At 64.7% G+C, this 13,394-nt stretch carries 12 protein-coding genes and 1 tRNA gene; 10 read left to right on the top strand and 3 right to left on the bottom strand.

The window, feature by feature from the left end; all coding sequences use genetic code 11:
- Positions 1 to 100: 100 nt before the first annotated feature.
- From aroKB to ASF61_RS03025, 3 genes are all read left to right on the top strand, one after another.
- Positions 101 to 1,744: a bifunctional shikimate kinase/3-dehydroquinate synthase AroKB gene (gene aroKB, locus ASF61_RS03035; protein ID WP_082491167.1), complete on the top strand. Its 1,644-nt coding sequence runs from the start codon at positions 101 to 103 to the stop codon at positions 1,742 to 1,744.
- A gap of 9 nt (positions 1,745 to 1,753) precedes the next feature.
- A complete protein-coding gene (locus ASF61_RS03030; protein WP_056150943.1) occupies positions 1,754 to 2,920 on the top strand; it encodes a deoxyguanosinetriphosphate triphosphohydrolase in 1,167 nt (388 codons plus the stop codon).
- An 86-nt stretch (positions 2,921 to 3,006) separates the two neighbouring features.
- Positions 3,007 to 3,252 carry a hypothetical protein gene (locus tag ASF61_RS03025; RefSeq protein ID WP_056150941.1) on the top strand — a complete coding sequence of 82 codons (246 nt, stop codon included), beginning with the start codon at positions 3,007 to 3,009 and terminating at the stop codon, positions 3,250 to 3,252.
- An 18-nt stretch (positions 3,253 to 3,270) separates the two neighbouring features.
- Here the strand turns inward: ASF61_RS03025 and mutY are convergent, their stop codons facing one another.
- The 3 genes from mutY to mutM are packed head-to-tail and all read right to left on the bottom strand — an operon-like array spanning position 3,271 to position 7,240.
- Positions 3,271 to 4,404, bottom strand: a complete 1,134-nt coding sequence (gene mutY, locus ASF61_RS03020) for an A/G-specific adenine glycosylase (protein WP_056150939.1) — start codon at positions 4,402 to 4,404, stop codon at positions 3,271 to 3,273.
- A gap of 27 nt (positions 4,405 to 4,431) precedes the next feature.
- Positions 4,432 to 6,369, bottom strand: a complete 1,938-nt coding sequence (locus tag ASF61_RS03015; protein WP_056150937.1) for a dynamin family protein — start codon at positions 6,367 to 6,369, stop codon at positions 4,432 to 4,434.
- Between the two features lie 37 nt (positions 6,370 to 6,406).
- The gene (gene mutM / locus ASF61_RS03010; protein WP_056151263.1) at positions 6,407 to 7,240 is read right to left on the bottom strand and encodes a bifunctional DNA-formamidopyrimidine glycosylase/DNA-(apurinic or apyrimidinic site) lyase; all 834 of its coding nucleotides are present in this window, start codon (positions 7,238 to 7,240) and stop codon (positions 6,407 to 6,409) included.
- Positions 7,241 to 7,398: 158 nt separating this feature from the next.
- Between mutM and ASF61_RS03005 the strand changes: the two genes are divergently transcribed.
- The 7 genes from ASF61_RS03005 to pth all read left to right on the top strand — a co-directional run bounded on the left by ASF61_RS03005 (position 7,399) and on the right by pth (position 13,378).
- Positions 7,399 to 9,231: a tetratricopeptide repeat protein gene (locus ASF61_RS03005; RefSeq protein ID WP_056150935.1), complete on the top strand. Its 1,833-nt coding sequence runs from the start codon at positions 7,399 to 7,401 to the stop codon at positions 9,229 to 9,231.
- Complete coding sequence (gene lolB / locus ASF61_RS03000; protein ID WP_229205683.1) at positions 9,228 to 9,851, top strand: lipoprotein insertase outer membrane protein LolB; 624 nt, start codon at positions 9,228 to 9,230, stop codon at positions 9,849 to 9,851. Before ASF61_RS03005 ends, lolB begins: the two co-directional genes overlap by 4 nt.
- Positions 9,848 to 10,726: a 4-(cytidine 5'-diphospho)-2-C-methyl-D-erythritol kinase gene (ispE, locus tag ASF61_RS02995; RefSeq protein WP_056150931.1), complete on the top strand. Its 879-nt coding sequence runs from the start codon at positions 9,848 to 9,850 to the stop codon at positions 10,724 to 10,726. Before lolB ends, ispE begins: the two co-directional genes overlap by 4 nt.
- A 75-nt stretch (positions 10,727 to 10,801) precedes the next feature.
- Positions 10,802 to 10,878, top strand: a tRNA-Gln gene (locus ASF61_RS02990).
- 164 nt (positions 10,879 to 11,042) lie between these two features.
- Entirely contained in the window at positions 11,043 to 11,993 is a 951-nt protein-coding gene (locus tag ASF61_RS02985) for a ribose-phosphate pyrophosphokinase (RefSeq protein WP_056150929.1), read from the top strand.
- 94 nt (positions 11,994 to 12,087) lie between these two features.
- Entirely contained in the window at positions 12,088 to 12,693 is a 606-nt protein-coding gene (locus tag ASF61_RS02980) for a 50S ribosomal protein L25/general stress protein Ctc (RefSeq protein ID WP_056150928.1), read from the top strand.
- 103 nt (positions 12,694 to 12,796) lie between these two features.
- Entirely contained in the window at positions 12,797 to 13,378 is a 582-nt protein-coding gene (gene pth, locus ASF61_RS02975; RefSeq protein WP_056151261.1) for an aminoacyl-tRNA hydrolase, read from the top strand.
- Positions 13,379 to 13,394: the final 16 nt, after the last annotated feature.

Raw genomic sequence — 13,394 nt, 5'->3', positions numbered from 1 at the left:
ATACGGGGTGGCGACGACGTGCAGTAACCCGCAATAACGCTGTAGACGGGGAACAGCTGCCTGCGGGCGTCGGCGCCGCCCGCACTTAGTTGGATTTTGCATGCAAAATGTGTTTCTCGTCGGTTTGATGGGGGCTGGAAAGACCACCATCGGCCGCATCCTGGCCCGCAAGCTGGGGCTGCGCTTCGTCGATTCCGATCACGAGATCGAAGCGCGCACCGGCGCCTCGATCCCGTGGATCTTCGAGATCGAGGGCGAGCCGAGCTTTCGCCGCCGCGAAGCCGAGATGATCCGCGAGCTGACCGGCCAGCAGGACCTGGTGCTGGCCACCGGCGGCGGCGCCGTGCTCGATTCCGACAGCCGCGCCCACCTGAAGGCGCGCGGTACGGTGATCTACCTGCGCACCACCGTCCACAGCATCCTGCAGCGCACGGCGCACGACAAGAACCGTCCGCTGCTGCAGACGGCCGACCCGCGCAAGAAGCTCGAAGAGCTGATGGCCGTGCGCGATCCGCTGTACATGGAAATCGCCGACATCGTCATCGATACCGGCCGTCCTAACGTACAATCGATGGTCCTGACCATCCTGAACCACCTGGAAAAGCTGGCCTGCGAAGCGGCGCCCAACTGTTCCACCACCGCCCGACCATCGATGAACGAAGAATCCACCATCCTGTTAAATGTCGATCTCGGCGAGCGCAGCTACCCGATTTCGATCGGTCCGTCGCTGCTTGCCGATCCCGCGCTGCTGGCGCGCCACGTCAACGGCGGCAAGGTCGCCATCGTCACCAACACCACGGTGGCGCCGCTCTATCTCGAACGCGTGACGTCGGCGCTGAGCGCGGCCGGCAAGCAGGTGATGACGGTGATCCTGCCCGACGGCGAAGAGTTCAAGAACTGGACCAGCCTGATGCAGATCTTCGACACCCTGCTGGCCAACAAGGCCGACCGCAAGACCACGCTGATCGCCCTCGGCGGCGGCGTGATCGGCGACCTGACCGGCTATGCGGCCGCGAGCTATATGCGCGGTGTCGATTTCATCCAGCTGCCCACCACCTTGCTCGCGCAGGTCGATTCCTCGGTCGGCGGCAAGACCGGCATCAACCACCCGCTGGGCAAGAACATGATCGGCGCGTTCTACCAGCCGCGCGCGGTGATTGCCGACACGTCCACGCTGGAAACCTTGCCCGACCGCGAACTGTCGGCCGGCCTGGCCGAAGTGATCAAGCACGGCGCCATCATCGACGCCGCCTTCTTCGACTGGATCGAAGCCAATATCGGCCTGCTGATGGCGCGCGACAAGGGCGCGCTCGCGTATGCGATCGCGCGCTCGTGCGAAATTAAGGCCGACGTCGTGCGCCAGGACGAGCGCGAGGGCGGGCTGCGCGCCATCCTCAATTTCGGCCATACCTTCGGCCATGCGATCGAGGCCGGCCTCGGCTATGGCGAGTGGTTGCACGGCGAAGCGGTCGGCTGCGGCATGGTGATGGCGGCCGACCTGTCCCAGCGCATGGGCCTGGTCGATGCAGCCACCGTGGCGCGCGTGCGCGCGCTGGTCGCTGCGGCCGGTCTGCCGGTCAAGGCGCCGGACCTGGGCGCTGCGCGCTGGCTGGAACTGATGGAAGTGGACAAGAAGAACGAGGGCGGCGCCATCAAGTTCATCCTGCTCAAGCCGCTGGGCGCGCCGAGCATCACCAACGCCCCGCAGGACTTGCTGCTGGCCACGCTGGCCGCGCACGTGTAAGGAGCTGCCATGCTGCCCGAAGACTACCTCGCACCGTATGCCGCGCATTCGTCGTCGGCATCGACCGCTGTTGGCGGCGGCCGGCGCTACCCGGAAGCGGCGCATTCGTCGCGCAGCCAGTTCCAGCGCGACCGCGACCGCATCATCCATTCGTCGGCGTTCCGCCGGCTCGAATACAAGACCCAGGTCTTCCTCAACCACGAGGGCGACCTGTTCCGCACGCGCCTCACGCACAGCCTCGAAGTGGCGCAGGTGGGGCGCTCGATCGCGCGCAACCTGCGCCTGAACGAAGACCTGGTGGAAGCGATCGCCCTGGCGCACGACCTCGGCCATACGCCGTTCGGCCACGTGGGCCAGGACGTGCTCAACGAATGCATGCGCGACCACGGCGGCTTCGAGCACAACCTGCAAAGCCTGCGCGTGGTCGATGAACTCGAAGAGCACTACGGCGCCTACAACGGCCTGAACCTGATGTTCGAGACGCGCGAAGGCATCCTCAAGCACTGCTCGCTGCCCAATGCCCGATTGCTGGGCCCGGTGGCGATCCGTTTCATCGAACGCACGCAGCCGTCGCTGGAAGCGCAGCTGACCAACCTGGCCGACGAAATCGCCTACAACAGCCACGACATCGACGACGGTCTGCGCTCGGGCCTGATCACGATCGACCAATTGCAGCAGGTCGATTTCTTTGCGCGCCTGTACCGCGACGTGCAGCAGGCGTTTCCCGGCCTGACCGGGCGCCGCGCCATCTACGAAACGCTGCGGCGCCTGATCACGGCGCTGGCGGACGATTTGATCGTCACGTCCGGCGCGCTGATCGCCGACGCTGCACCGCGCTCGCTCGACGAGGTCCGGCTGGCGCCGCCGCTGATCCGCTTTTCCGACCCGATGCGCAAGGAGGCGACCGAGCTGAAGCGCTTCCTGCGCGAGAACCTGTATCGCCATTACAAGGTCAACCGCATGCGCGTCAAGGCGAGCCGCATCGTGCGCGAACTGTTCGACGCCTTCATGGCCGAGCCGGTGCTGCTGCCGCCCGATTACCACCACAAATCCGGTGACGGTGACGGCGACGGCGGCAGCCGGCAGGCGCGCAAGATCGCCGACTACATTGCCGGCATGACCGACCGCTACGCGATCCGCGAACACCGGCGCCTGTTTTCGCTCGACGAGCTCTGATCTGGCACAAGCTGGCGTCGCTTGACATGCTAGGGTGTGCGGCCGATCATCCAGTTCCACCTGCAGTCTTTTACACGGGAGCGATCATGGAAGCCGAAGTTGCCGAACGGTTCAGGGAACTGAAACAGCACGTGGCCGAGCATTACGCCAGCAAGCTCGACATTGCCAAGCTGCGGGAGGACATGGCGGTGCAGTTCGGCCAGGTGAACCTGCTGTTTGCCGAGATGGATGCCAAGATGACGCGACTGGAATCGACCATCATCAAGTGGTTTGTGGCCACCTCGTTTGCCCTGGTTGGCGCAACCTTTGCCATGGCCCGTTACCTTCCTTGAGCGCGCTGCCCAGTGACGCTAGAACGCCATCCGTTGCTGGGCGGCCTTGCCGTCTCCCACCAATTCCAGCAGCAGCTTCTTGACCGGCGCCGGCAGCGCCGCGTCGGCCAACTTTGCGGCATCGAGCCACACGTAACCGGCTTCGGCTGCCATGGCCTGGCGCCGCGCCAGTGTGATGTGGTAAGGCGCGATGTGCAGCTTGTAGTGCGTGAACACATGGGTGACCGTGGTCAGCCGCTCGGCCGATTCCATCTCGCCGAATGGTCCTGCCGCCTGTAACAGCTGCGCCTGGTCCGCCGCCGGCACGTGGTCGCCCTCGGCCGCCACGTGGCCGGCCAGTTCGGGCAGCGACAGCAGGCCGCCCCAGATGCCGGTCGGCGGGCGCTGTTCGAGCAGCACCTGGCCGCCATCGACGATGGCCAGCATCACCGCGTGTTTTTCGGGCGAGGCTTTTTTCGGCTTGCGCACCGGCAGCTCGCGCGTGCGGCCGGTGGCAAACGCCACGCAGCGCGGCTGCATCGGGCAGCGCTCGCACGCCGGGCTGCTGCGGGTGCAGACGGTGGCGCCGAGGTCCATCAGCCCCTGCGTGTACGCTTCGATGCCGTGCTCGGGCAGCAGCGCCACCGCGCGCAACCACATCATTTCCTCGGTCTTGCGCTCGCCCGGATAGGTATCGATGCCGAACACGCGCGCGAACACGCGCTTGACGTTGCCGTCCATGATGGCCGCGCGCACGCCGCTGGAAAACGCGGCGATCGCCGCCGCCGTCGAGCGGCCGATGCCGGGCAGCTCGGCCAGCAGCGCCGGATCGGATGGAAACACGCCGTCGTACTCGGCCACCACGCGCTGGGCGCACTTGTGCAGGTTGCGCGCCCGGGTGTAGTAGCCGAGACCGCTCCACTGCGCCATCACGTCCTCGACCGGTGCGGCGGCCAGGTCGCGCAGCGTGGGAAAGCGTTCGAGGAAACGCGCGTAGTAACCGAGCACGGCGGAGACCTGGGTTTGCTGCAGCATGATTTCGGACAGCCAGATCAGATAGGCGTCGCGCGTGTTCTGCCATGGCAGCGCATGGCGGCCATGTTGTTGTTGCCAGGCGATCAGTGCTGCGGAAAAGCCGGGATCGGCGTACTGCTCTGTTGCGGTGTACTTCATGCTGTCCTTGGGTGAGGCTGAGGGGGGTCAGGCGGCAGCCAGCGCCGCATCGTGCGCGAGATCGGCCTCGATGGCGTGCGCCATGGCTGCGGCCAGCTGTTGCAGCTGGGTTTTCTGGGCGTCAAGCTGCTGCTGTTCGCGCTCGTGGGCATCGATTTTCTGTTCCAGGCTGTCGGCAGCGTCGTGGATGCGCTGGATCGACGCCTGCCGCTGCTTCAACTGGTCCCGGTGCTGGCGGATCTGCGCTTCGAGCGGCGCCATCACCACCTTGAGCCACGCCTCGGCATCGACATTGGCCAGCTTGAAACAGCTGCGCACGCGCGAGGCAATGGTGTCGAAGAATTTCTCCATCAAGACCACGCGGCTGGTGGTGATCAGGGTGGCGGTGCCGAACTGCCTGGCGTAGATCGCCTCGATGTTGGCGATCTCGTCGCGGTAAGGCGCCAGCGAGAACGGCAGCGGCAGCGCCAGGCGCATGCCGTGTTCGCTGGCGAACCGGTGCGCCATCACGCCCATCATCTCGCTCACTTCGGCGGTCTTGCGCTCGGCCGCGTCGAGGTGGCTGCGGATGCGCTCGAAATACTGGCGCACCGCTTCGCGCACGCCGAGAAAGAAGCGGCTGCGCTGCATCTGGCCGCGCACCAGGTCGATATCGTCGCGCACCACGTCCATGCCGATGCTCGTGTACAGCTCGGCGGACAGGCGGGTGAACACGGCGCGCGTCGCTTGCAGCTTGAACAGGCTGGCGTCGAATTCGCGCTTTTCGATGTCGATGCGGCGCATCATGTGTTCGACCACGGTGCGGTTCTTGCCGCGCAGGCTGCGCAGCTCCTGCAACTGCTCGACGACGCCGCGCGCGCGGGCCGCCAGCATCGCCGTCTGCGCCGTGCTCAGCGCCTGCAGGTCGGCGCGCAACTGGCGCCGCACCAGGTCCTGCTTGGCCGGAATCAGCTGGTCGAACAAGGCCGCTTCCAGCGTTGGCACCCGGCTGCGCGCGAGCAGGTCGCCGTCGTGGTTGATCTTGGCCACCAGCGCCTTTTGCGCCGAGACCGGGAACACCTGGCGCGGTTCGAGCGCCAGAACCTGGGCCACGCTGGCCTGCTGGCGCGCGATCTCGTCGTTCACTTCCACCGTGCCGCGCAGCTCATCCCACATGCTGTCGATCTTGTTGAGCACCACCATGCGGCCGGCGCCGGCGCCGATGTGGTTGCGCCACACCTCGATGTCGCTGCGCGTGACGCCGGTATCGGCGGCCAGGATGAACAGCACGGCGTGGGCGTTGGGAATCAGGTTCAGCGTCAGTTCCGGCTCGGTGCCGATCGCGTTCAGGCCCGGCGTGTCGAGGATCACCAGGCCCTGCTTGAGCAAGGGATGGGGGAAATTGATGATCGCGTGGCGCCACAGCGAGATTTCCACCGTGCCGTGTTCGTCCACCGCATCGCGCAGGTCGGGATCCTCGTCGTCGTACAGGCCGTAACGGCGCGCTTCCTCCACCGGTGCGCGGCGCGTCATGCTGACCTGCTTGAACACTTCGTGCATGTGGGCGCCGGCGTCCAGGTTGAGCGGCAGCACGGTCCAGGCGGCAGGCCGGTCGCGGTAGTCGCCGGTGGAGAGGTTGTCGGCCCGGGTTTCGATGGGCAGCAGGCGCAGCGACGGCGCCAGCGTGGCGTCGTACATCAGCTCGGTGGGACACATGGTCGTGCGTCCGGCCGATGACGGCAGCATGCGCTGGCCGTAGTCGGCAAAGAAGATGGCGTTGATCAGCTCCGACTTACCGCGCGAGAACTCCGCCACGAACGCGACCGACAGCTTGTCGTCGGCCAGCCGGGCCAGGGTGCGGGCGATGCGCTGGGCGGTGGCCGCGTCGAGCAGGGCGGCTTGCTCCACCCACGCCCGGTAGTGCTCCAGCGCGGTGACCACGCCCTGGCGCCAGGCGCTGTAATGCTCGAAATCGCTGACCGTCATCGGCTGTGCCCTTATTTTTTAAAACTATTGGTGGCAACTATTTTTGACAATTAATGCAATAGAACGTGGAGCGCTGGCCCTGCTTGATCTGGCGTACCGGCGCCGCACACACCTTGCACGGCACACCTGCCCGATCATAGACGAAATAGGTCTGCTGGAAGTAGCCGGACTGGCCATTGACGCTGATAAAGTCACGCAAGGTGCTGCCGCCCTGGATGATGGCTTCGGCCAGGATCTCGCGGATCGCCTGGGCCAGCTTCTCGTAGCGGGCCAGGCTGATGCGCCCGGCGGGCGTCTTCGGATTGATGCCGGCCCGGAACAGGCTTTCCGAGGCGTAGATATTGCCCACGCCCACCACGATATCGCCGGCCAGCAGCACCTGCTTGACCGGTGCGCTGCGGCCGCGCGTGCGGTCGTACAGCAGCTTGCCGGAAAAGCCTGCTTCGAGCGGCTCCACGCCCAGCGCGCGCAGCAGCACGTGGTGCTCGAGCGCGCCATCGGCAGCGTCGTGCCACAGCACGGCGCCGAAGCGGCGCGGATCCTTCATGCGCAGCACCTGCGGGCCTTCAGGGCTGGTCACGACCAGGTCGAAGTGGTCGTGCTTTTCCGGTTCGATGCCGGACGCCATCACGCGCAGGTGGCCGGACATGCCGAGGTGGATGATCAGCGTGCCATGGTCGAAATGGACGAGCAGGTATTTGCCGCGCCGGCCCGTGCCGCGCACGGTGCGGCCGGCCAGCAGTTGCTGCAGCTGCTCGGGGAAGGGCCAGCGCAGGCCGGCGCGGCGCAACACCACGTCCTGCACGGTGCGGCCTTCGATATGGGGCGCGACGCCGCGCCGGGTGACTTCGACTTCTGGTAATTCTGGCATCTGCTGGGCCAACCTCTCATGAATGGGGAAAACTGCGTGGTTCCAATATTTGGTTACACTAGTCAAAAACCACAAGCCCCGGCTTGCGCGTAAAATCGAAGCGTCCCAGTGCCCCCGGGCCTCTGCCAGCGCTCACTTACACCCGTCAGGAAGTTCTCTTGAAAAACGCTTTCGCCATTGTAACCCTCTCCGCCGTGCTGTCGGCGTGCGCCACCCGGCCGCCAGTGCAGCCGCCGGCAGCGGCCGATGCCGCGCCAGCAGCTGCTGCCGCTGCCGGTACAGCTGCCGCCAGCGCCGGTGCGCCGGCCGGTACCGCTGCCGCTGTCGATGCCGGCGAAACGCTGCCCGACAATGTGTTGACCAGCGACATGCTGTACCGCATCACCAAGGCCGAGCTGGAATTCAAGCAGGGCGAGTGGCAGGGGCCGTTCATGACCATGATGGCGCTGGCCCAGCAAACCCGCGATCCGCGCCTGGCCAAGCGCGCGGCCGACATGGCGCTGGTGGCCAAGCAGGGGCCCGAGGCCATGTCCGCCATCCGCCTGTGGCGCACCCTGGCGCCGGACTCGGAAGAAGCGGCCCAGTATTTTCTCGGCTTTGCCGTGGTCGGCGACGAGCTGACCGAAGTCGAGCCGATATTCGCCAGGCGGCTGGCCCGCGCCCAGGGGCCGGCGCGCGCTGTGGCCATGTTCCAGATGCAGCAGCTGTTGTTGCGTGCTCCCGATCATGCCGCCGCATTTGCCGTGCAGGAGCGCGTGCTGGCGCCGTACGACACCATGGTGGAAAGCCATCTGATCCTGGCGCAGGGCGCGTTCGCGCTCAAGGACATGGCGCGCGCCCGCGAAGAGGCCGACAAGGCGGCCGCCATCGATCCGGCTTCCGAGCTCGCTGCCATGACCCAGGCCCAGGTGTCCGGCGACATCGACACCGCGCTCAAGGTGCTCAGTGCTTTCCTCGACCGGCATCCGAAGGCGCGCGAGGCGCGCGCCGCGTATGCCCGCGTGCTGATCGACGCCAAGCAGCCGGAGGCGGCGCGCCAGCAGTTCCTGGTGCTGCTCAAGGACCAGCCCGACAACCTGGCCACGCTGTACGCGCTGGGCGTGATGGGCATGCAGAGCAACGACCTGGCCGGCGCCGAAAGCTATTTCACCCGCTTCGTCGGCGTGCTGGAACAGCAGCCCGACGACGAGCGCGACCCGTCCAAGGTGCTGCTGATCCTGGCGCAACTGGCCGAGCAGCGCGGCGACCTCGACGCCGCCCTCAAGTGGCTCGACAAGGTCGACCGCAGCGATGAAAAAATGTACTTTGCCGCGCGCCTGAAATGGGCGGTGCTGACCGCGCGCCAGGGCCAGCTCGACGCCGCGCGCAAGGAGCTGGCGCAGCTGACCGCCAGCGGCGCCGACGAACAGGCGCAGATCTTCCAGACCGACGCCCAGGTGCTGCGCGACGCCGGCGACACCACCACCGCCTTCATGGTGCTGCAAAAAGCCGTCAAGCGTTTCCCCGACAATCCCGACCTGCTGTACGACTACGCGCTTGGCGCCGAAAAAGTAGGGCAGATGGAACTGATGGAAACGGCGCTGCGCCAGGTGATGATCGCCGCCCCCGACAACCAGCACGCCTACAATGCGCTCGGCTACGCGCTGGCCGAGCGCAACGAGCGCCTGCCCGAAGCGCTGGCGCTGGTCGAGAAGGCGCTCGAGATCGCGCCTGGCGATCCGTTCATCATGGACAGCATGGGTTGGGTACAATTCCGCCTGGGTAAGCTGGACCAGGCGGAAACGTACCTGCGCCGCGCCTACGCCGTGCGCAGCGATCCCGAGATCGCCGTGCACCTGGGCGAAGTGCTGTTCGCCCGGGGCGACGTGGCCGGCGCCCGCAAACTGTGGCAGGAAGCCCATGCCAAAGACCCGAAAAACGACGCGCTCAAAGAAACGCTGGCGCGCCTCAACCAGCGCCTGACCACCGATCGGGCCAACCAGACACCATGATGAATGTTTCGCTTTTCCGCCGCACCGCTCCAGTGCTGGCCTTGGCCGGCGCGCTGTCGCTGCTGGCCGGCTGCGCGTCCGCGCCGCGCTCGACCGCCTCGGTGGCCGCCTTCCAGGACACGGTCGAATTCAACGGCCGCATCGCCATCAGCTTTATCCGCGACGGCAAGAAGGAAGCCATGAACGGCAATTTCAACTGGCAGCAGACGCCGTCGCGCACCGATGTCAGCCTCAATTCGCCGACCGGCCAGACCGTGGCCCGCATCAGCGTCACCGACCACGCTGCCACGTTGCAGCAAAGCGGCCAGCCGCTGCGCACGGCGCCCGACCTCGACAGCCTGACGCGCCAGACCCTGGGCTGGACCCTGCCCGTGGGCGGCCTGCGCGACTGGCTGCAGGGCCATGCCACCGATGCCGACGGCAAGCCGTTCACGGCCTCGCCCGCCAACGACGCCGTGGTCACCCGCGACGGCTGGAAGATCGAATACCTGGGCTGGCAGGACGAAGCGGCTGCCGTGCCGCAGCCGCGCCGTATCGACGTCACGCGCCTGACGCTGGGCCAGCAGGTCGACGAGCTGTCGTTCCGCATCGTGCTCGATCCTGCGGCGCCGGCCTCATGAAGCAGCTGCTGAACTGCCCGGCCCCGGCCAAGCTCAACCTGTTCCTGCACGTGACCGGCCGCCGCGCCGACGGTTACCACCTGCTGCAAACGGTGTTCCAGCTGGTCGATCATGGCGACACCCTGCATTTCACGTTGCGCGACGATAACGTGCTGCGCCGCGTGACCGACCTTGCCGGCGTGCCCGAAGAGAGCGACCTGGTGATCCGCGCCGCCAGGCTGTTGCAGGCCGAGGTGCTGCGCCGCACCGGCGCCTTGCCGCCCGGCGTCGATATCGCGATCGACAAGATCCTGCCCATGGGCGGCGGCCTCGGCGGCGGCTCGTCGGACGCAGCCACCACGCTGATGGCCTTGAACGCCTTGTGGCAGGCGGGGTTGAGCCGCCGGCAGCTGATGGCGCTGGGCTTGCCGCTGGGCGCCGACATCCCGTTCTTCATCTTCGGGCAGACCGCGTTTGCCGAAGGCGTGGGCGAGGATTTGCAGGCCGTGGCGGCGCCCGATTGTTGGTACATCGTCATCGAGCCCGGGGTGCAAGTGCCGACACCTGCAATTTTTTCGTCAGAACATTTGACAAGAGACACGCCGGTCATTAAGATAACGGACTTTTCCAGGCACCTCGAAAATCAAAACGATTTAGCAGGTTTCGGGAGAAACGATTTACAGCATGTGGCAATGACGCTGTTCCCGCCCGTAGCAGAAGCGGTAGAATGGCTCGGCGCTTACGGTGACGCCAGGATGACTGGTTCCGGTGCTTGTGTGTTTGCTGCGGTGGCTACCGAAACTGAAGCCGATGCGGTGCTTGACCAAGCGCCGAGCAAGTGGAAAGTCTGGAAGGCGCGGTCGCTCAAACGGCATCCGATCATCGACATGTTGTGAGTGAGAAAAAAGATTTTGCTTGGCGTGAAAAAGGCTGTATAATATCGGCCTGTAGCGACAAGTAGCAAGTTGCGTAGGGGAATCGCCAAGCTGGTTAAGGCACCGGATTTTGATTCCGGCATACCAAGGTTCGAATCCTTGTTCCCCTGCCATTCGTTTTTATCTGGAACCGTCGAGGCTTGCGTCTCCGGCCGGGTAGGACAAAAATGCCGTGCACGTCACCCAGTGGACATTGCACCGCATTCAGCTAACACAGCGCCACACGGATTTCCGCTGGCGATCTTCAAAATTTCTTCTACTATCTCTGGGACTCCCAATGGCTTACGAAAACCTGATGGTTTTTACCGGCAACGCTAATCCTGCGTTGGCAGAAGGAGTCGCTAAAAATCTCGGTATTCCACTCGGCAAAGCCAATGTTTCGAAATTCTCGGACGGCGAAGTCATGGTCGAGATTAACGAAAACGTCCGTGGTAAAGATGTCTTCGTGCTGCAATCGACTTGCCAGCCGACCAACGACAACCTGATGGAACTGATCCTGATGGTCGATGCGCTCAAGCGGGCATCGGCTGGTCGCATCACCGCCGCCATTCCTTACTTCGGTTACGCTCGCCAGGATCGCCGTCCGCGGTCGGCGCGCGTGGCCATTTCGGCCAAGGTGGTGGCCAATATGCTGGAAAAAGCCGGCGTCGAACGCGTGCTGATCATGGACCTGCACGCGGACCAGATCCAGGGCTTCTTCGATATCCCGGTCGATAACATCTACGCGTCGCCGATTTTGCTGGGCGACCTGCAGAAAAAGAACAACGAAGACCTGCTGGTGGTGTCGCCCGACGTCGGCGGCGTGGTGCGTGCGCGTGCGCTGGCCAAGCGCCTCGGTTGCGACCTGGCCATCATCGACAAGCGTCGCCCGAAAGCCAACGTGTCCGAAGTGATGAACATCATCGGCGAAGTCGAAGGCCGCAACTGCGTGATCATGGACGACATGGTCGATACCGCCGGCACCCTGGTCAAGGCTGCCGAAGTATTGAAAGAGCGCGGCGCCAAGAAAGTGGTGGCGTATTGCACCCACGCTGTGCTGTCCGGTCCGGCAATCGAGCGCATCACCAGCTCGTCGCTCGATGAGCTGGTCGTCACCGACACCATTCCGCTGTCCGAAGCAGCGCGCAGCTGCGGCAAGATCCGTCAACTGACGTGCGCGCCGCTGCTGGCCGAGACGTTCAAGCGCATCATCAAGGGCGACTCCGTCATTTCGCTGTTCATCGACTGATTTTTCATGGGCGCCTGGCGCCCATTTTCGAAGCACCCTGGTCGCGGGGGCTTCATAACACGGGGCGCGAGCCCTGTTATTTTTGGAGTATCACATGAAAGTTGTTGCATTCAAACGCGAATTGCAAGGTTCCGGAGCGAGCCGCCGCCTGCGCAATTCGGGCCAAACCCCTGGCATCATCTACGGCGGTACCGAAGCGCCAGTGACCATCGCACTGGACCACAACGCGCTGTACCACGCGCTGAAAAAAGAAGCGTTCCACGCGTCGATCCTCGACCTGGAAATCGACGGCAAAGTACAAAAAGTACTGCTGCGCGACTTCCAGATGCACGCATACAAGCAGCTGGTTCTGCACGCTGACTTCCAGCGCGTGACCGCGTCGGAAAAACTGCACGTGAAAGTGGCACTGCACTTCGTCAACGCCGAGACCTCGCCAGCCGTCAAGCTGGGCGGCGCTGTCATCACCCACGTGCTGAACGAAATCGAAATCGAATGCCTGCCAGCGGACCTGCCAGAATTCATCACCGTTGACCTGTCCAACGTTGAAGTGGGCAACTCGGTCCACGTGGCTGACCTGACCATGCCTAAGGGCGTGACCGCCGTCACCCACGGTAACGACCTGACCGTCGCTACCGCTTCGATCCCGGCCGGCCAGGTTGCTGCGGACGACGAAGCTGCTGCTGAAGAGCCTAAGAAGTAATTGTTGACGCGTCATGCGTCATGAGAAACCCTGCCAGGCTGCACGCCGGCGGGGTTTTTTTTCGTTTGCGCGATAATCGCCTCACCTGATCCAGAGTTTGACCATGCCCATCCGCCTTATCGTCGGCCTCGGCAACCCCGGCGCCGAATACGAACAAACCCGCCATAACGCCGGCTTCTGGCTGGTGGACAACCTCGCCCACAGCAGCGGCGCGCGGCTGCACCGCGAAACCAAGTACAACGCGCTGCTGGCCAAGACCATCATCGCCGGCCAGGAAGTGTATCTGCTCGAACCGCAGACCTATATGAACCGCTCCGGCCAGTCGGTGGGCGGGCTGTGCCGCTTCTTCAAGATCAATCCCGACGAAGTGCTGGTCGTGCACGACGAGCTGGACCTGATGCCCGGCATCGCGCGCCTGAAAAAGGGCGGCTCGGCCGGCGGCCACAATGGCCTCAAAGACATCACGGCAGCGCTCGGCACCCAGGATTACTGGCGCTTGCGCCTCGGCATCGGCCATCCGCGCACCTTGAGCCTGCAGCAGCAGGTGGCCGACTTCGTGCTGCACCGTCCTCGCCGCGAGGACCAGGACCTGATCGAGCAGGCCATCGACAAGTCGCTGCTGGTGATGCCGGCCATCGTCGAGGGCAAGTTCGAGGCGGCCACCATGAAGTTGCATACGGCCTGAGACGCTGCAGTGGTAT

Source organism: Duganella sp. Leaf126 (assembly GCF_001423125.1).
Taxonomy (GTDB): domain Bacteria; phylum Pseudomonadota; class Gammaproteobacteria; order Burkholderiales; family Burkholderiaceae_D; genus Rugamonas.
This window is presented reverse-complemented; position numbering and strand designations above follow the sequence as displayed.